Below are 19987 nucleotides of genomic sequence, written 5' to 3' on the forward strand. Positions count from 1 at the left end.
TTACTGTTTTATTTTTATTTCATCCATTTCTTCTTTACATTTAATCAAAATAATTATACAATGCACTTATATACCACATGTTTTTTATGGTTTTATATTGCATTTTATTTTAAATAAACATTTATTGTAATAAAGAAAGGAATATGCCTATGTTAGCAGTAACGAGGAAAGCCAGGATCAAAGATATTATTTTAGAAAAGAAAAGCGTTACGGTGACCGAACTTTCCAAAATCTTTTCCGTGACCGAGGAAACCATCCGGCGGGATTTAAAGCAATTGGAGGATGACGGGTTCCTGACCAGAACATACGGCGGTGCATTCATACAAGACGGGGTTGAGAATAACGTAGATTTAACCATCCGGGAAACCGCATATACGGAAAGCAAACAGGCCATCGCCAAAAAGTGCCTGTCAATCATCCACAACGGGGACTCTATTTTCCTGGATGCTTCTACCACGGCCCTTCAACTGGCAAAGACCTTACAGGGGATGCGCCTCACCGTGGTAACAAATTCCCTGCTGATCATCAATGAGCTGTATGACAAAGAGGATATCCGCCTTATTTCCATCGGCGGCTCCTATACTCCCCGGGACAAAGCTTTTGTAGGGAATACAGCCCTTAAGAACCTGGAATCCTTTTACCTGGACAAGACCTTTATGTCCTGCAGGAGCGTTTCCATGGAACATGGGATCACCGATTCCAACGAAGCCATTGCAGCCATACGCCAGATGCTGATGACCAGGAGCAATCACGTCTATCTCATTGCAGACCACTCCAAATTTGATAAGACCTCATTTATCCGGATATCCGGCTTTGAAACCATCACAGGGCTGGTCACTGACAAACGGATGGACGACCCGTGGAGAGAATACCTTTTCAAAAATAATGTAGAACTTTACGAATCAACAGAATCATAGCCTGATTTTGGCAAGAGGATGTCCCAGTTCCTTTGAGACATCCTCTTTTTTCTTATGCAAAGTTCAGCTTTTGCCTTCATAATCCGGCGGTTATACTGTGTTTCTGAAAGGCAGAACTGTTGCTTACATTTCCTTAGCTTTCAGGGCCTCTTCTTTTTTTCTGAATATTTCTTTTAACGATTCAGTATAAGGCGCTTTGGCGATCCCGTACTCCGTCACGATTCCTGCGATTAGATCATTGTCCGTCACATCAAATGCGGGATTAAACACCTTTACGCCTTCCGGCGCCATCCGCTTCTTATACCACATTTCCACCACTTCCTCTGCCGGACGCTCTTCAATGTGGATCTCCTTGCCGGTAGGGGTGTTCATATCAATGGTAGATGTGGGGGCGCAGATATACATGGGCACTCCATAACGTTTGGCTGCCAGAGCCACCATGGAGGTACCGATCTTGTTTGCAGTATCCCCATTGGCCGCCACCCGGTCACAGCCTACAAATACAGCATCTACCCAGCCGTTTCTCATGACTGTGGCCGACATATTGTCACAGATCACAGTAACGTCAAGGCCTGATTCCCTTAATTCGAAGGACGTCAGTCTGGCACCCTGAAGAAGGGGTCTGGTCTCATCGGAAAAGATGCGGAAGCCATAGCCTTTTTCGTGTCCCAGATACATGGGAGCGGTTGCTGTTCCGTATTTTACTGTTGCCAGTTGTCCGGCATTGCAATGGGTCAGAAGGCCGTCGCCAGGCTTTACAAGAGACAGGCCGTATTCTCCGATCATCCTGCAAACCCAGATATCTTCTTCCCGGATCTCCACCGCCTCTTTATGAAGAAGTTCTACGATATCAGGAACGGTTTTCTCCTTGCTGCTCAAAACCACCTGCTCCATCCGTTTCAGCGCCCATGATAAATTGACGGCAGTGGGACGTGCGGAATCAAGATAGTCCTTGGCCTTTTGAAATTCTGTATAAAACTCATCAAAACTGTCCGCTTTGATCTCCCTTGCCGCCAGGTAAATGCCGATGGCCGCAGCCACACCGATGGCAGGCGCCCCTCTTACCTGAAGCAGGTAAATTGCATTCCAGATATCCTCCTGTTTTGTCAGGGAAAGAATTTCCGTATGATACGGAAGCTGTGTCTGGTCTATGATCACCAGGGCATGGTTTTCCTCGTCAAGAGCCACGGTATCATAGTCCATGATGGATTTTTTTGTTTCTTCGCTCATTTTTGCCTCCTAATAAATCAAGCGGATACGCTTGCATATCCAGCTTACGCCCATAAAGCAGGGCACGCTATTCACCAATTCAAGGTTAAAGAACACTTTTTCTTTCAACCTTATCCCTTTTTTCTTACCGGCTTTCAATCCTGCTGCCGGCCTAAAACTTATTGATTGCCTCTTTTATCGCATTTAAGTAATCCGCCCCGCAACGGAAGCTGCGGCGGTTCATTATATAATTCTTTGCCAGAGTAATGATGATTTTTTCAGCTCTCGCCCGTTTTTCCTCATGGGAAATCGTAGTAACATCAATAACATTGGCCATTCCCACGGTCCTGCGGATGGATTCAAGACCTGCCACTCCGGCAGTGTCGGAAAGAATGCCTTCCAGATACCATTCCTTGAATCCCGGTACCTTTGCCATGGTTTCCGTCACATACTCATCAAATACCTTATTATACTTTTCAACAAACAGATCCACGATATCAGAAATGGTGTTTAAGCACCAGCCGCAAAATTCTTCTTTTTCCTTTTCATCCTCTATGGTGGCATCACCGTTGCACCATGCAAAAAACATGTTAGCAATCACATTGCCGATATCATAGCCCATAGGTCCGAAGAAGGCGAATTCCGGGTCAAAGATATAAGTATGCTCTTTGTTGATAAACACAGAGCCCGTATGCAAATCCCCGTGTATCAGGGACTGGGCATTGTTCATAAACTCAAATTTCAGTTTGGCAGCCTCCAGATGAAGGGCCTGGTCCTGGTACAATTCCTTTTTCACAAAATCCCCGTTGAGAGGAAATACATTGTTCCTGTGATTGTAATCAATAAAGGGCTCGCTGTATACCAGATCTTCTGAAATCTCACATAAGTCCGGATTAATAAAGCTTTTAACCAGCTCTTTCTTCTCCTTGTGTCCCATGACAACATCCGTTGTGCGCAGAAGGGAATTTACCATAAAAGTAGTCACATGGTCTGCAAACTTTGGATAGATCTCATGGTTTAACAGACCGGTTCGCATCATGGTATGACCGGTCATATCCTCCATTGCCATAGCACACATGGTTCCGTCATACAGATAAACCTTTGGAACAAGTCCCGGCGCATAAGAATCCTGAATCCCCAGGATCTTTGCTTCAATTCTTCCCCTGTCGGTGGAAACATGCATTTCTGCTGAAATACGAAGCGATTCTCCTGCCTGCTTCACGATGATGGATTTCCCGCTTGCCGGATCCTTTACACGGAACACGTAGTTTAAGTTTCCGTCTCCGATCTCCTTGCATTCCAGCCTGGCATCCTTATCAAAATAGGAGAGCTTCTCCTGAACATAACCCGATACCTCTTCCGCTTTCATCAAAAAATAACTGTCGTATTTAGACATTCCTGTCACCTTCCCCTGATCAATATAACGTTTGTGTTTTTAGTTTACATTTTTTGTCTTGCCGCTTGCATAGGTCATGGCAAGGGCAATGGCAAGGACTGCTCCCTTAATGATGTTCATGGCATAATAAGGCACGGACATCATGATAAGGCCGTTTTCCAGCATACCCACAAGCACCGCTCCCGCAAAGGTACCGAACGCATTGGCTTTTCCGGCGCCCAATACAGAAAATCCGATATAAGCCGCACATACGGAAGGCATTAAGTATGCGTCACCTGCCGATATCTGCGCCGTTCCCACACGGGCCGCCAGACAGATTCCGCCGACGGCCGCAAAGGTGGCTGACAGAAAATATGCAAGTATTTTATACTTTGCTACCGGAATTCCGGAAAGCTGGGCTGCCTCAGGATTTCCGCCTACCGCATACATGTATCTGCCGTGTTTTGTATAATTCAAGAAAAAGTATGCGAACAGTACCACACAGATCATGATGATGATCAGCCACGGTTCCTTTCCCAATGCCCGGAAGGCTTCAGGAACAAGACCGGGAGCCTGGGTCCCATCGGCCCGGGTCATACGCTCCGTAATGGCGCCGCCCTTGGAATAGGTCATGGAAACTCCCTGATACATAAACATTACGGAAAGTGCCGCAACCATATCCGGTATCTTGAATTTAACGATCAAAATGCTGTTGATAACTGCAACACTTAAGCAAATGAGCACCGTAAGAATAACGGAAACACCTATATTGATATTGTGCCATACAAAGCACGTCATAACAAAAACATTAGCAAACTGGGCCGTAGCTCCAATGGAAAGATCCATGCCGTTTACCGCCAGGGCAAACGTAAGACCGATTGCAATGATGGTAGTAATGGATACCGCACGAAGGATTGTGATCATATTAGACTGGGTCAGAAACATGCTCGATCCCGTATCCTTACTCCAGTTTCCAAATGTAAACAGGATGAACATGATGAGCATCGTTGCGATGGTACCCCATTTTGTCACAAAATCCCCAACGTTCCTTTTCTTTTTTACCTTCTCTGCCCCAGACATATCATTGACCTCCTGTCGAATAGTAAAGCAATTCTTTTTCGTTGGTATCCGCTGCGTTTAATTCTTTAATGATCTCTCCGTCATACATCACATAGATGCGGTCGCAGATACTTAATATTTCCTGGAATTCGCAGGTGGCATAAATAACACCTTTTCCCTTGGCTGCCAGGCCTTCGATCAGTTCATACATGTCCTGCTTGGCACCCACATCGATTCCCTTGGTAGGTTCATCGAAAATATACACCTCTGAATCCTTGTTCAGCCATTTTCCCAAGACCACCTTCTGCTGGTTTCCGCCGGACAGCAGGGCAACGACCTGATTCTCTGATGGAGTCTTGATCCCAAGGCCCTTTATCATATTTCTGGCGTCCTCTTTTTCCCGCTTTTTGTTCACAACAGAAAGCCAGGTGGTATATTTTTCCATGGCAGCAACGGAGATGTTGGATACAACCGAATCCGTGATCAGAACGCCTTCTTTTCTCCGTTCCTCCGGCACCAGTGCCAGCCCATGTTTCACAGCCTGGGTAGGCCCTTTTGCCTTGATCACTTTTCCGTTAAGCCTCATGGTGCCGCCTGCCTGCTGGTAAGCAGAAAACAAAGTCTTACAAAGCTCTGTCTTGCCTGCGCCCACCAGTCCTGCCACTCCGATAATTTCCCCTTTACAGACAGCCATGTTGATGTTTTTTACTTTCCCTTCCTTTTCCGAAAGGTTTTCTATCTCAAGCAACGGCCCGCCGATCTCGCACTTTTTCTTGATGTAATTATCCTCATAGCTGCGGCCTAACATATATTCGACAAGAGTATTCACTTCCAGTTCCCTAGAAAGCGGCAGACTGGTCACCAGCTTGCCATCTCTCATAATGGTAATACTTTCACAAATCTCATAAAGCTCACTTAAGCGGTGAGAAATAAACACTACGCCTACATTCTCTTTTGCCAGTTCACGCACCACCCGGAACAATTCCAAAGTCTCAGAATTGGAAAGAGGGGCTGTCGGCTCATCCAAAATCAGGAACCGGCACTTTTCCGCCACGCATCTGGCAATGAGAACCATCTGCTTTTGTGCCAGCGTAAGTCCTGATACCTGTTCATTAATATCCACATCTACATTTAATTTCTTTAATACCGTTTCTGCTGCCTGCCTGATTCCTTTCCAGTGTACAATCTGTTTCCGCCCCATCTTGTTAACCAGGGTATTGAACATTACATTCTCAGCCACGGTCAGATAGGGGATCAATGCGGTGTCGACCTCCTGAAATACGATTTCTATTCCAAGATTTTTTGCGTCTTTGGGGCACCGGATTTCCACCGGTTCCCCTCCAACGTAAATTTGCCCTGTATAATGTGTATTGACACCGGCAAGCACTTTCATCAAGGTGGACTTACCTGCGCCATTAGCACCTACGAGCGCATGAATCGTACCACTTTCCAGACTAAAATCAACTCCATCCAAAGCCTTAACTCCAGGAAATTCGATGGATATATCTTTCATTTCAAGTTTTACTTCGGTCATGGCATCTCTTCCTTAATTATGTAATGAATACAGAGCGTTTCCCTTAATTTACATAGTTGTTCTTGATCGAATCGGTATACAAAGCACCCTTAGGATCCTCGGCATCGCCCCATCCATCAATGATGCTTCCCAAATCGCTCATGTTGGTTTGAGCCGTGAGCTGAGTGGTTTCAATGTTGCATGCATTTAAGTTAAAGTAATCCGGTGTCTCTTCTCCCATAAATTTCAGAGCCAGAAGACGGGCATCTACAATACCGATCAGTTTCGGATCAACGGCTGCAGTAGATTTCCACACATCAGGATTCTTAACCATTAACTGAATGTCATCGTTGGATACGTCAATGGTGTACATGGGAATATCGGTACGTCCTGCATCATTTAATGCCTGTAATACACCCTTTGCCAGCTCATCGTAGCAGCCCCAGATAGCATCTACAGAACCTTCCGGATACTTTGGAAGAATAGCGGATGTCTTGTTGGTCATATCGCCCCGGGCATTGGCTGAATCAGATGGTGCAATCACTTCCAGAGTCTGGATCTTGCCTTCTGCTTCCAGCTTGGTATAGATTTCGTTACGTCTGTCCAGCGGTGGGATTCCAGGGCCCATAAAGGTCTTTAAAACTTTCATGGGGTATTTTCCGCCTTTTGCCTCAAATTCCTTCATCATGTAGCCAAGAGAAAGCTCGGCCAGCGCCTGATCGTTCTGAGCGGTAGAAGTTACCCCGGCAAGAAGCTCGCCGCTTGCATCGCCGCCCTTAAATGGCATGGTATCAAAGGTGACAACTTCCATGCCTTTGTCTCTGGCAGGCTTTAACATATCGTAGGAATAAGACAACTGTCCGTGAGATACGATAATTCCCTGATAATCCTTTGCAATGACCTGAGCTATCGTCTCCTGAGCTTTTGCGTCATCGCCGTCCGTTACAAATGTGTCAACAGTCCAGCCAAACTTTTTCCCCTCGGATACACATCCGTCTAAAAACTGCTGGGTATGATCTCCTGCCGCTAAGTTCCGCACAACGGCAATCTTCTTTCCTGCCAAAGAGCCTGTGGACTGGGCGTTCTCTACCTTCTCCGCTGCAGTCGTCTGGTCCGTCTTGGCAGCTTCCGTCTTTGCTTCTGTAGTTGCCGGAGCGGCTGTTGTTGCGGCTGTGCCGCTGCTGCCGCATGCAGTTATTGACAATACCATTGCCGCTGCAAGCACCATTGCTAACTTCTTTTTCATAAAGTAAACCTCCTTCAGAAATATAAAATATAGTTTTCTATTCCGGACACACCCATCATGTCCTTCCTGTAGAAATTGTAGCATATTGTATCCGGTTTTGCAATATTTTTATTTGATTTTATTTATTTATTTTGTTTTGTATTGAACTAATTTTTGTTTCAATGTTGTTTTATACATATTTTTGCAACAAAATTCATTATTTTGTGTATTTAATTGATACATCCATCACAAAACAAACCAAAACAAATATAAAACCATTAAATTCAAATATACTAATGTTTTGTTTCGGACTGACAGACGGATTACCTGATTCATTTTGCAAGGTACCATTTTAAAAGAGGAGGAATTTCCTGCTTTCCATCCATGAAAGCAAGAAACTCCTCCCCTTTGCATTCTGACAAAGGATTATTATCATTGGCTATTGCCAGCCAAAACCATCTTTAGTCATTTGATTTCCCCATTACCTTGCTGTTATTATTTCCAGCAGTACTCCGTATAAGTCAGAATCAAGCTTCATGGAATTCAATTCTGCCACAAGCACCGGAACCGGCTTCTTCTCACACAGCAGCCCATACAGCCGGTCCTTTAAAGCAAACTCTATTTCCGCCTGATTCAGGAAATCAAAGCACCTCAAAACCACGTTATTTTCCCGGCACTTCCCATCTATGGGAAGAACCAGGGACAGTTCTTTTGTCACATCAATATCTTTTATTTCCACCACCGCTGCCTGCCTGCTTTTATCATAGCTTCCATGAACCGCCCGTTCCTGTCCGTCTGTCAGTGCCCGGACCGATTCCAGGACCGACGTCCTGCATCCGGTAATCTCAATGGTATAACTGCGGCTTTTTGGAATCAGAGACAGCTCCCCCCGGGCTGGGCAGATCGTAAAGACCGCCTCCTGTACTCCTTCCCGGTATTCCATTCTGGTCCGCACACAGCGGTCCGTCTCATAATCGCAGCTCTCATTATCATCCTCATATAGGGTAAAGGCTCCGTCTGCCCCCATATAAACCTGAATGCGCAGGGTATCCGGATTTCCGCCCGCCTGTACACCGCTGATCTCATCTGTAAACGGAAGAATCCCTCCTCCCTTGGCCAATACCGGGATACTGTCCAGACTGCGGTACATATTCATCCGCCTTCCTCCTTCATACGCCAGTCCCGTATGTAAATCATACCAGATTCCTTTCGGAAGCCATACCTTTACACAGGCAGCATTCACTCCCGAAATCCGCGCAGTTGTAATCGGCGCCACGATCAGCTCGCTTCCAAAATAGAACTGGTTGGGAACCTCATATGCGTGACTTTCTTCCGGATGCTCATAGTACATGGGCATCACCAGAGGCAGATTATCCTTATAGTTTCGATAATTCATGGTATAAAGGTAAGGCATCATCCGGTGGCGTTGGCGAAGCGCCTCACCCATGGCGGTTTCACTTTCTTTCTTAAATCTCCACGGCTCCTTTCCATTGAATTCACCGGAAGAGCTGTGAAGGCGCATAATCGGCGAATAGACCCCCAACTGAAACCAGCGGGCTGCCATCTCGTCATTTTTATACCCCTGCATATGACCGCCGATATCATGACTCCACCACCCATATCCTACATTGGAAGCCGTTGAAGTAAAGTACGGCTGAAAGTCCAGGGAACTCCACGTAGTAATGGAATCTCCGGAAAATCCAACGGGGTATCGATGGCTTCCCGGACCCCCATACCGGGAAAATGTCATGGGACGTCTGCCATTTCGCTTACTGTCCAGAAAATGATAGTGATTCAATATCCAAAGAGGGTCCAGCCCCTCCACCTTGCAGTTTCCTCCCTGCTGCCAGTCAATCCACCAGAAATCCACACCCTCATCCTCTCTGGGATGATGTAAATACTTAAAGTATGCGTCCATAAACTCCGGGCTCGCCGGATCAAAAACAATAGGATCTTCCTGTTCATAATTTACGCCCAAAGCCTTTGCCATATCTTTGTACATTTCCTCATGTCCCTGTACGCCGTCTGCCGGATGCACATTCATGCTCACATGCAGCCCCCTGTCATGGAGCTTTTTTAAAAAACCTCTTGGATCCGGAAAAAAATCCTTATTCCATGTGTAGCCCGTCCAGCCGCTTCCATACTTGGGATCAATGTCCACCAGATGCCAGTCCATATCAATAACTGCCACTGTAAAAGGAAGATTTTCCTTTTTAAAGCGCTCCATAAGCTCCAAATAGGAATCTTCCGTATATTGGTAATAACGGCTCCACCAGTTCCCCAGGGCATACCTTGGCAGCATAGGCGTTTTTCCGCAGAGATCATAAAAATCATTCAACGCTTCCTTATAATCATGTCCGTATCCAAAGAAATATAAATCCTGAACGCCCTTTTTCCTTGGTTCTATCCAGCCATCCTCCCTTAATATCTGGGATTTGCTGTCCTCCAGGACAGAATAACCGTACCGGGAAACTATACCATGATCCAGAGGCACCGGGCCGTCAATTAAATCCAGAGTTCTTGCCGTTCCGCCCAGGTCCATGATCTCCTCCGAGTAATGCCAGATGCTGTGATAGGCACTTAAATTCCCTTTCACCTGGATGCTCAGGCCATACCTGGAAAACTCCTTCTCATTGTATATCAGATGAAGTCTGGAAGTATGAATCTCAATTCCATCTTCTGAGGAAACCAGACGCCACCCGCTTTTGGGGAAATTCCGGTTTATTACGGTCTGTGTAGGCCGGTCTTCAAAACAGCCGTCCTCACTGTATTCTAAGCGGACCAGCCCTTCCGTCAGCATGGTAATCCTGTATTTATCCCCTTGGATGATATTTTCTTCCAATGCCCGGGGATGGGAAATTAATTTATAAATATTCTGCATATGATCGTTCTCCTGTTGTTTAGTAAGTTCCTTGTTTTCCCAGCCTAACCCTTAACTGCCGACGCCGCAATACCGGCAATAAACCGTTTCTGGAAAAACAGATAAATCAGCAATACCGGCACAATGGAAATGGTGGTGGCTGCAAACAATGCACCATAATCCGTTGAATACTGCCCATTGAACATTTTAAGTCCAACTGCCAGCAGTTGTTTTTCCTTTGAATTGATTATCAGGTAGGGCCAGAGAAAATCCTCCCACGTCCAAAGAAACTGAAAAATCGCAATACTGGAAATTCCGTTTCTTGCCATAGGGAAAATAATACGGTGGAAAATAAAGAATTCATTTGCTCCGTCAATACGGGCAGCCTCTATGATCTCATCAGGCAAGGATGCAATATGCTGCTTCATCATAAAGATTCCAAAACCGCTGAACATTGCCGGTATGATCAGGGCCTTATAGCTGTCCATCCAACCGAATGCACGGATCATGGAATACCTGGGGATAATGGTCACACACCAGGGAATCATCATGGTAGAAAGCACAAAGCCAAACAGGACATCCCTTCCCTTAAACCGGTATTTGCTCAATACGAATCCGCATATTGTACTGGTATAAAGAACAAGTACCGTAATTACTCCTGTAACCAGAATGCTGTTTGCAAAAAAACGCAGGAAATTAAAATGCGCATTCATATTAATATAATTATCCACCACAAATACCCTGGGAAGCACATGCTGTTCAAAGGCCAGGATCTCCTTGTTCTTTTTAAAGGATGAGGCCAGCATCCAGACAAAGGGGTAAAGCGTTACCAGTCCCATCAAAAGAAGGATTCCATTTAATACAATACTGCTTATTTTTCTTTTCATAAGAGCCCCCTTCTATTCTTCTGAACCGGATACCCGGAAAGACAGCCATGTAAATGCTGCGGTAATCACGAACAAAACAAATGATAATGCCGATGCATATCCGAAATTGTATTTTACAAACGCTTCATCATAGATGATATAAGACGCCAGATAAGTCGCCGTCCCCGGACCGCCTTCCGTCATGATCAAAATCTGCACATAGGCCTGGATATAAGCAATCACGGAGGTAATTACCACAAACAATGTCATTGGCTTTAACAGCGGAAAGATGATATAACGGAAGGTCTGGGATGAGCTTGCCCCATCTGCCTTTGCCGCCTCCAGGGCATCACCGGGAAGGGAATAAAGACCAGCCATAAACATAACCACCGCATAACCAAAGTCCTTCCATATGGTCATAATAACCACTGCCATAAGTGCCGTCTTCGGATTCATCAGCCAGTTGATATCCCGGCCTAAGATTCTGTTAATGGCACCGATCTGGGGATTGTACATAAATTTCCACACAAAGGCAACCGCCACCATGGGAGTGACCACGGGCATATAATAGACCGCCCGGAAGAAACTCTTGTGCTTTACAAGAGACGAATAAATCCCATAAGCGATGGAAAGGCCCAGGCCCACCCGGAAAACAATAACTACCGCCGAAAAAAGCAGGGTATTCCACAAGGATTTTCCAAAAAGAACGCTGGTAAATATCTCCTTATAATTCTCAATCCCCAAAAACCTATAGGTTCCATTGAGCGGGTTCCATTCATGAAAGCTTCCTGCAAAAGCGATCCCAATGGGAACAATTAAAAATACGGTAAAAAAGACCACCATGCCGGTTACCACAAGGTTGCGCATAACAATTTCACTTTTGCTCTGCAGCGGATATGATTTTTTAAACATAAGCCTTCCTCCATTTATTCTGCCGTTAAAGCGGACAGGGTGCATCCGGCACTCCCCCAGTACACCCTGTCCATTCCCACAATTTATTTACTTTGACTCTTTTGCATACTTGTACATATTTTCTACGGATACAAATGTGCTGTTTTTCATATCGCGGATAATATTATTCTGAGCAGCCTCCAGCGCCGTATCAATATCAACCCTGTTAAAGAAGATATCCTGGCCTGCTTTCTGGAGAGATGTCTCCATGGTGGAAGGCATTGGGCCCGGCCAGATATAGCGGTCGATATGTTCTGACAATACGCTTAAGGATGGATTGGCAAGGATCTTCTCATTATTTGCAAGGGAAATCTTTGCCGGGAAAGTGCTCATCGCCAGATTGAATTCAATCTGTAAATCATCATTTGCAAGGAAATACTTAATGATATCCTGAGCAACTGCCTGCTGGTCTGCCGGAGCGTTCTTGTTCACTCCAAAGGTAGATTCTCCGTTATAACGGTTATAGGCATAAGGATTGCCGTCAAAGGTGGGAATTTCAAATACTCCAAAATCTACGTCAGGATAATTGGTCTTTAAGGTATTATAGAAATGCCCCCACTGGATAACCATGGCTGACTGTTCCTGCCCAAAACTGTCGGGACCCTTTTCCCCAAAATCTTTGGAGCCTGCTCCATCCACCTCATACATATCCACCAGCATCTGCATCACCTGTTTCATTTCCTTGGAATTTACATTAGGAGTCCTGCCGTCCTCCTGGAAGAGATTTGCCCCCAACTGGTAATTTAAGCCTAATAAGTAATTCTGGTGGAAGTCACCATTGAAATTTAAGCCTGCCCGAACAATCTTATCTCCATCCTTGACCGTCAGCTTCCCGGCAACTTCCCTCATCTCATCCCAGGTCTTTGGAATATCCCCTTCCGTCAGTCCTGCCTCTTTCCACATGGCCTTATTGTAGTAAACAGAACCGGTCATCATGCCATAATCAATGTAATACACCGCTCCGTCAATCATGTGGGCATCAACTCCGGTAAAGTCTGCCTGAAGATCCGCTGCCGGGATATCATATGGAGCCATATAGTTAATCAGATTTTCATGGTAACTGTTATGTACATTAAAAATTGCAGGGCCATTCTCACCGTCAAGAGCCAGGGGAAGTTTTGTCCAATAATCATTCCACGGATTGTTCACCAGTTTGATGGTTACATTGGGATGAATGGCTGTATAGCCGTCAATCACCTTCTGGAAAAGTTCATCACTTCCCCACTCCCATAGCTCCACGGTAATATCTTTCCCTCCGTTCACCTCTGGGGATGGATCATACTTAACCGCACCTCCAAACGGTTCTTTCGGTGCTTCCGCCTGTGGTTCTTTCCCATTCTTTGCCTCACCGGTGCAGCCGGTAATTCCTGCCATACTCACTGCAACCACACCCGCCAAACAAGCTGCAATTACTTTTTTCTTCATTCAACAATCCTCCTTGACCTTTCTTTTCGGTTTATAAGTTTAGCGATAAACTTAGTTATAAAGTACTATGCTTTTCTTATCCTGTCAACATATTCAATGCAACTTTGGCGTTATTTCTATATTTAATATCTTATTTCTGTATACTTTCTATAATTTATCAATAAACTTACTATAGATTTATATACCTTATTCCTATATAATAATTATAACGCTATATTTAAAATAAAAACCAGAAATGGAGCTGTTCCCTATGACTTTAAAAGATATTGCAGAAAAGGCCGGCGTCAGCATGATGACGGTTTCAAATGTGATTAACGGCAAACATAAACGTGTTTCACCCAAAACCATAGAAAAGGTAAATGCCCTGATCCAGGAATATAACTACATCCCCAACTTAAGTGCCCGGAGTCTGACCGCAAGGTCTTCCCATATCATTGGAATTATCATCTCCGTTGATGATAACGACAAAGTTGAAAACTATCTGGAAAATCCTCTGATCAGTACAATGATTGGAACAATAGAGAGCCGGCTGAGAGAAAACGGATATTTTGCCATGATCCGCTCAATAAAGAATGCGGACGATATTATGGTGCTGTTTCGCAATTGGAATGTTGACGGCATTATCTTCCTCTTTCCGGAATACGAGAATTTTTTAAGCCACTTTTTAGATGAATTGCATTGTCCGGTGGCAATATTTGACAGCCCTCTGAAAAATTCCAACTTGATCAATGTCACCTCCAACGATCAAAAGGGCTTATACCTGTCCACCAAATATATGGTAAATCACGGCCATGCCCATATTGCCTTTGTGGCGGACTACAAAGGCAATCCCCTTCTTACCGCACGCTTTAACGGATATTTGCAGGCGCTGGAAGAAAGCGGCATTCCTTTTCGCCCTGAATATGTATTCCCATATTCTCCCTCCTACGAAGGCGGCATCCTGGCCGGAAAGGAAATCGCTTCCCTGAAAACAAAAATATCGGCAGCGGTAACCACTGCCGACATCTGTGCCATCGGTATCATGGAAGGGGCCCGCCTGGGCGGATACCGCATTCCCATGGATTTATCAATTGCAGGTTTTGACAATTTAAAGCTCTGTACTTATACAACACCAAAATTAACTTCCATATCCCAACATGTGGAAGAAAAGGCCGTCATTGCCACGGATCTTCTGCTGGAAAAAATCCGTACAGGTACCATTTCCGCTTCTTCCCATGTGGTAATGGATGTTGAAATAGTGGAACGGCAGTCTGTAATCATGCTTTCATAAATCCATACACTTTTCAAGAAAAATCAAACAATGCTTTCCTGTTCCGCCACTAAAAATCAACTTTTCAGACTCCCTGGCAAGCCAGCCATTCTCTGTTTTCCCGGGCCGGCTGCCAGTTCATGAGATTTCATCCTGCCAACTGTCTTGCAAAAAAGATTCAAAACATATTTTTTCCATATTCTTTATCTCATTCGATTTATAATTTCATTTGCTTTCTTATAGATATTTTCCGCATCTTCTCCAACATGGAATTGATTATCTTCATATAGTACCTTACCATTTACCACAGTCAGTTTCACATTCTGCTTGTTTCCGCTATAAACGATATTTTTGGTAATATTATTTATAGGCTGCATATTGGGCTGGTGAAGATCAAAGATAATTAAATCGGCTATTTTTCCAACCTCTAAGGTATCCATTTCTTTCAATCCCATGGCTTTTGCGCCTCCTGTGGTAGCCATATACAATACCTGGTTAGCCGGTACTGAAGCCGCATCATTTTCCCTTAATTTTTGCAGCACAGTAACCAGATACATCTCACGGAACATATCCAAAGCATTATTACTGGCAGGTCCATCGGTGCCGATTGCAATATTAATGCCCATATTCAGCATTTTTGTTATTGGAGCAATACCACTGGCAAGCTTGGAATTAGAGCCGGGATTAGTTACAACAGTTAATCCGCGTTTCTGAAATACAGCCAAATCCTCCTCTGTCATATGCACGCAATGATATCCTCCTCCGCCATGTTCAAACATGCCCAACTGATCCAGATAAACAGCAGGCGTTGTCCCATTCTTCTTCAGACACTGCTCCACTTCCGCTTTTGTTTCAGAATTATGAGAGAATACCGGTGCCTTATATTTTCTGGAAAGAGCCGCAATTCCTTCTAGCAAAGGTCTTTCTGCCGTATACTCTCCATGAAAACCAATACAGTAGCTAATCAGGTCATGGTGATGATTGTATTTATAATACCAGTTCTCCAGATTTTCTAGATTTTCTTCCGTACTTCCTGTGAATTCACTGATTCCTGCACATAATACGGACCGGAACCCCATGTCCACAGAAGCTTGTGTAATATTTTCCGGACTAAAGTACATATCAAAATTAGCCGTAATACCGCTTGTTAAATATTCCAGTATCGCCAGCTTGGAAAGGTGATAAATATCTTCTCCGTTAAGTTTTGCTTCCATAGGAAATATCTGTTTATGGAGCCAGTCAAGGAGAGGCAGATCATCCGCATATGACCTTAGAAATGTCATAGCCGAATGGGTATGTGCATTTTTAAACCCCGGCATAATTAAATTGCCTTTTACATCTATTTCTCTGTCAAAGGAAGGCAATGTTGCCTTATTAATTTCATTCCCTTTCTTTGGATCACCTGCATATGTGATACGATTTCCTTCAACCCAGAGTTCTCCCTCTATAATAGAGAAATCACCTGACATTGTTAAAATTTTAGCATTAAAAAACCTCGTATTCATATTTTTCCCCCTTTCAATATCAGTGTATTAGAATTATCTCTTACCTTTATCATATATCTCACCAAGCGCTCTGGGCGAACGGTTGGATTTAGAGAAGAAAATAAGCAGTAATAAAGTTAAAACATATGGCAGTATCATAATCAAATCAGAAAATGTACTTGGCAATTCTAATACCTGTCCTAATTTATATCCGCCGGATTTTGCAAATCCAAAGAGCAGACAGGCGCCTAACGTAGAAAGTATCTTCCAGTTCCCGAATATCAATGCTGCTATGGCAAGATAACCATATCCCATATAAATACTTGGTGAGAAGTTAGCGGAGATGGAGTAGGCAAAACACATCCCCCCAAGCCCTGATAAAGCACCGGATACCATTACCGCCTTAAATCTTATCTTAGACACCTCTACACCGGCAGCGTCTACAGAATGAGGATTGTCTCCGCAAGCTCTTAGCCGCAGACCATATCTGGTTTTATACAGTACATACCATGCAATAAATGCAATCACTACAATCACGATCTCAAAGGGATAGATTGATTTAAACACAGCTCCTATAACAGGTATCCTTGATAAAACAGGAATGGTAAATCGGTTGGATACTCCTAATTGGAATTTATCCGATACAGCTCCTAACATCAAACTATTTACCTGAGTGGTCAGAAACACGGTCAACGCAGCAGCAAGTATATTTATAACAACACCGCTGATTACCTGGTTCGCCTTAAAGTTAATGCACAAAAGTGCATGAAGCATGGAATAAGCCATTCCGCCTAACACAGAAAAGATTAAGGCCACATAGAATAAAGATTGCACTTCCACGTTAGCAAACTTAGAAAACAAAACAACTGCCAACGCTCCGGAAAAAGCGCCAAAGCCTTGCAAGCCTTCAATTGCCAGATTGGTAATTCCGCTCTTTTCACAGTAAATGCCTCCAATTGCCATAATAAAGAGAGGCAAGGCAAAGGATAAGCCGTCAATAATTATAGTATCCACTATTTTTCACCTTCCTTTCTCTCATTTTCCTTCTGTAGAATACTTGCTTCTGGATCATTTCTTCTACTCTCATCTGGTTTCTCCAATAGGCTGTCCTTTCCTCTTTGAATCTTATACTTAATAAAGGTACCGCAAGCGCTAAACAAAAGAATTAATCCGGTAATAACAGAAGCAATTTCTTGTCTTACTCCGGCCGAAGAACTCATGTAAGTACTGCCCTTATCAATAACCGAAATCAGGAAGGAGGAAAAAATAATTCCTATTGGGTTTCCGCTGCCTAATAAAGATACCGCAATGGCATCGTAACCCGTACTTGCTAATACTTTTGGCTGTATGGATGAAAAATAACCAAGATAATAGGTTACTCCGGCAAGTCCTGCCAATGCACCTGAAATAACCATGGCTAAAACAATGTTTCCGCCAACATTAATACCGGCATATTTTGCGGCTTTTGGGTTTGCACCTACCGCCTTTATTTCATATCCGATTCTTGTTTTGTCAACAAGGAATTTTATAATAAATGCAGTAATGAGAGCTAAAATAATACCTATAGACAGGTCCATCTTAAGACCTGCAATTTCTACATTCACAAAAGTTAACCGTGCTGAACTTCTTATATATTTTGATTGTCTTGAAACGGGATCAATATAATAGGAATTAATGAAGAAACTTAAAACATATTGCACGATATAATTGCACATAATCGTGGATACTACTTCATTAATATTAAATTTATATTTTAACCATCCTATAATACCGCCGTAAACAGCACCAACTGCTATACCGATAATCAGTACAAGAGGCTTTGCAAGTATTCCGTTTAACTCACTATATCCTACCAGCACAGTTGCCGCATATCCGGCCAGTAACATCTGTCCGGATACACCAATGTTAAAAAGGCCTGCCTTAAGAGCCACCGCTACCGCTAAAGCAGCAAAAAGCATAGGTGCCATGGAATTCAGCATAGTCAGTAAATCCGTAAGCATGCTTTTATATCCTGCGTAAACTGGTTTTGGCAGTACACCTGCCCCCTGTAACAGATTATAAAATGCATGGAGAGGATTCTTTCCAATAAGTAAGATTACAATGGAGGCGGCAATTAAACTTAATAAAATGGAGAATAAAGGTATGGAAACAGGCTGCCATTTTTCATTTCCCATACACTTTAGAAAAGCTCTGTATATGATATTTGCATTCTTCGGACTTTTTGGATTTGTTTTACTCATGCTTTACCCCCATCATAAATTCTCCGACTCCTTTGGCGGTCAGTGTCTTTGCATCTGCTATTTTTTGAAGCTGTCCATTGTAAATAACGCCTATGGTATCGGCAATATTCATAATTTCATCCAATTCCAAAGAGATCAGAAGGATTGCCTTACCATTATCACGTTCCCGCAAAATCATATTATGAATATTTTCAATGGCTCCAATATCAAGTCCTCTGGTAGGTTGTACGAAGATCATCAAAGGAGACTGCAGCTCAATTTCTCTGGCAATAATAACTTTTTGCTGATTACCGCCGCTCATGGAGCGAACTATGGTTTTAGAGCCTTGCCCACTTCTAATATCGTATTTATCTATAAGTGAATTTCCGTATTTTATAATTTCATCTTTATTCAATACCTCATTCTTACAAAAGGGTTCTTTATAATAATCTTTTAAAGCAATATTCTCAGCCAAGGTAAAATCCAATACCAGTCCATAAGCCTGTCTATCCTCCGGGATATAAGAAATGCCTTCTAATGTACGTTTTCTAATACTATAATCGGTGATATCCGTATGATTAAGCTTGATCGAACCGCTGCTAACCTTTGCAAGTCCTGCGATTGCGTCAGCGACTTCCACCTGACCATTGCCGGAAACTCCTGCAATTGCAAATACTTCGCCGCCTTTGATCGTAAAGGACACATCTTTTACCACATCAAAATTATCCTGGTTCTTTACGGTTAAGTTCTTTACATCTAAAACCACGTCTTTAAAATGTGCCGGTTCCTTTTCTGTTTCAAAAGATACCTCTCTGCCCACCATTAAATTGGCCATTTTTTGTGTGGAGGTTTCCTTTACATCCAACACATCCACCAGCTTTCCGCGGCACAATATTGCACAACGGTCAGCAACTCTTTTTATCTCTTCCAATTTATGGGTAATTAATATAATGGTCTTTCCGCCGGCACGTAAGCCCTCAATAATATTCAGTAAAAAATCAATTTCCTGGGGTGTCAAAACCGCGGTAGGTTCATCAAATATCAGAATCTCTGCTTCACGGTATAACATTTTTAAGATTTCAACCCGCTGTTGCAATGAAACATTTATATCTTCAATCTTCTTCGTTGGATCCACTTCTAATCCATACTCTTTTGACAACTGGCTTATTTTTTTATTGGCATCTTTAATGTCTACGTATGGTATTACACCTCCTAATTTTTTGACAGGCTCAATACCAAGAATGATATTTTCTGTAATCGTATAATTTTGAACCAGTTTAAAATGTTGATGCACCATACCTATATTCAATTTTGTCGCATGGTTCGGGGAATGAATATGAACTTTTTCACCCCGAATGAATATTTCGCCTTCATCCGGTTCATACATACCAAAGAGCATACTCATTAATGTAGATTTTCCGGCACCATTTTCACCTAATAATGCAAAGATTTCTCCCTTTTTAATCTGCAATGTTACATCATCATTGGCAACAATACCGGGGAATTTCTTTGTAATATGTTTCATTTCCACAATATATTCAGACATTTTCATTCTCCTTGTCTTCATTTTAATAAAAAAAGTTTATCACTTATTACTGATTACTGATTCTCTCAATATAAAGTGATAAACTTTCT

15 protein-coding genes are annotated in these 19987 nt (G+C 43.3%); 2 read left to right on the top strand and 13 right to left on the bottom strand.

Going from position 1 to position 19987, the window contains the following annotated elements; all coding sequences use genetic code 11:
* Positions 1–149 precede the first annotated feature (149 nt).
* Positions 150–917 carry a DeoR/GlpR family DNA-binding transcription regulator gene (locus tag ACYVD3_RS21555; protein ID WP_460644554.1) on the top strand — a complete coding sequence of 256 codons (768 nt, stop codon included), beginning with the start codon at positions 150–152 and terminating at the stop codon, positions 915–917.
* A gap of 123 nt (positions 918–1040) precedes the next feature.
* On the opposite strand, the gene mtnA is transcribed toward ACYVD3_RS21555, so the two are convergent.
* The 9 genes from mtnA to ACYVD3_RS21600 all read right to left on the bottom strand — a co-directional run bounded on the left by mtnA (position 1041) and on the right by ACYVD3_RS21600 (position 13400).
* Positions 1041–2147: an S-methyl-5-thioribose-1-phosphate isomerase gene (gene mtnA, locus ACYVD3_RS21560; RefSeq protein ID WP_460644555.1), complete on the bottom strand. Its 1107-nt coding sequence runs from the start codon at positions 2145–2147 to the stop codon at positions 1041–1043.
* 151 nt (positions 2148–2298) lie between these two features.
* Positions 2299–3522 carry an S-methyl-5-thioribose kinase gene (gene mtnK, locus ACYVD3_RS21565; protein ID WP_460644556.1) on the bottom strand — a complete coding sequence of 408 codons (1224 nt, stop codon included), beginning with the start codon at positions 3520–3522 and terminating at the stop codon, positions 2299–2301.
* Between the two features lie 39 nt (positions 3523–3561).
* Positions 3562–4581 (bottom strand): ABC transporter permease, encoded by a 1020-nt coding sequence (locus ACYVD3_RS21570; protein WP_460644557.1) that lies wholly within the window; start codon positions 4579–4581, stop codon positions 3562–3564.
* A gap of 1 nt (position 4582) precedes the next feature.
* Positions 4583–6094, bottom strand: coding sequence for a sugar ABC transporter ATP-binding protein (locus tag ACYVD3_RS21575; protein WP_460644558.1), 1512 nt, complete (start codon positions 6092–6094; stop codon positions 4583–4585).
* Between the two features lie 43 nt (positions 6095–6137).
* Positions 6138–7319: a sugar ABC transporter substrate-binding protein gene (locus ACYVD3_RS21580; protein ID WP_460644559.1), complete on the bottom strand. Its 1182-nt coding sequence runs from the start codon at positions 7317–7319 to the stop codon at positions 6138–6140.
* A 460-nt stretch (positions 7320–7779) separates the two neighbouring features.
* The gene (locus ACYVD3_RS21585; protein ID WP_460644560.1) at positions 7780–10179 is read right to left on the bottom strand and encodes a glycoside hydrolase family 31 protein; all 2400 of its coding nucleotides are present in this window, start codon (positions 10177–10179) and stop codon (positions 7780–7782) included.
* A 44-nt stretch (positions 10180–10223) separates the two neighbouring features.
* The gene (locus tag ACYVD3_RS21590) at positions 10224–11045 is read right to left on the bottom strand and encodes a carbohydrate ABC transporter permease (protein WP_460644561.1); all 822 of its coding nucleotides are present in this window, start codon (positions 11043–11045) and stop codon (positions 10224–10226) included.
* 12 nt (positions 11046–11057) lie between these two features.
* Complete coding sequence (locus ACYVD3_RS21595) at positions 11058–11936, bottom strand: carbohydrate ABC transporter permease (RefSeq protein ID WP_460644562.1); 879 nt, start codon at positions 11934–11936, stop codon at positions 11058–11060.
* 87 nt (positions 11937–12023) lie between these two features.
* Positions 12024–13400, bottom strand: a complete 1377-nt coding sequence (locus ACYVD3_RS21600) for an extracellular solute-binding protein (RefSeq protein ID WP_460644563.1) — start codon at positions 13398–13400, stop codon at positions 12024–12026.
* 250 nt (positions 13401–13650) lie between these two features.
* Here ACYVD3_RS21600 and ACYVD3_RS21605 point away from each other — a divergent pair, with 250 nt between their 5' ends.
* Positions 13651–14670 carry a LacI family DNA-binding transcriptional regulator gene (locus ACYVD3_RS21605; RefSeq protein WP_460644564.1) on the top strand — a complete coding sequence of 340 codons (1020 nt, stop codon included), beginning with the start codon at positions 13651–13653 and terminating at the stop codon, positions 14668–14670.
* A 182-nt stretch (positions 14671–14852) separates the two neighbouring features.
* Here the strand turns inward: ACYVD3_RS21605 and ACYVD3_RS21610 are convergent, their stop codons facing one another.
* From ACYVD3_RS21610 to ACYVD3_RS21625, 4 genes are all read right to left on the bottom strand, one after another.
* On the bottom strand, positions 14853–16154 hold the full coding sequence (locus ACYVD3_RS21610) for an amidohydrolase (RefSeq protein WP_460644565.1): 1302 nt from the start codon (positions 16152–16154) through the stop codon (positions 14853–14855).
* A gap of 33 nt (positions 16155–16187) precedes the next feature.
* Complete coding sequence (locus ACYVD3_RS21615) at positions 16188–17147, bottom strand: ABC transporter permease (RefSeq protein WP_460644566.1); 960 nt, start codon at positions 17145–17147, stop codon at positions 16188–16190.
* Positions 17147–18112 carry an ABC transporter permease gene (locus ACYVD3_RS21620; protein ID WP_460644567.1) on the bottom strand — a complete coding sequence of 322 codons (966 nt, stop codon included), beginning with the start codon at positions 18110–18112 and terminating at the stop codon, positions 17147–17149. The genes ACYVD3_RS21615 and ACYVD3_RS21620 overlap by 1 nt, the downstream gene beginning before the upstream one ends.
* A gap of 253 nt (positions 18113–18365) precedes the next feature.
* Positions 18366–19898, bottom strand: a complete 1533-nt coding sequence (locus ACYVD3_RS21625) for an ABC transporter ATP-binding protein (protein WP_460644568.1) — start codon at positions 19896–19898, stop codon at positions 18366–18368.
* Positions 19899–19987 lie beyond the last annotated feature (89 nt).

It is taken from the genome of Lacrimispora brassicae (genome assembly GCF_054772055.1).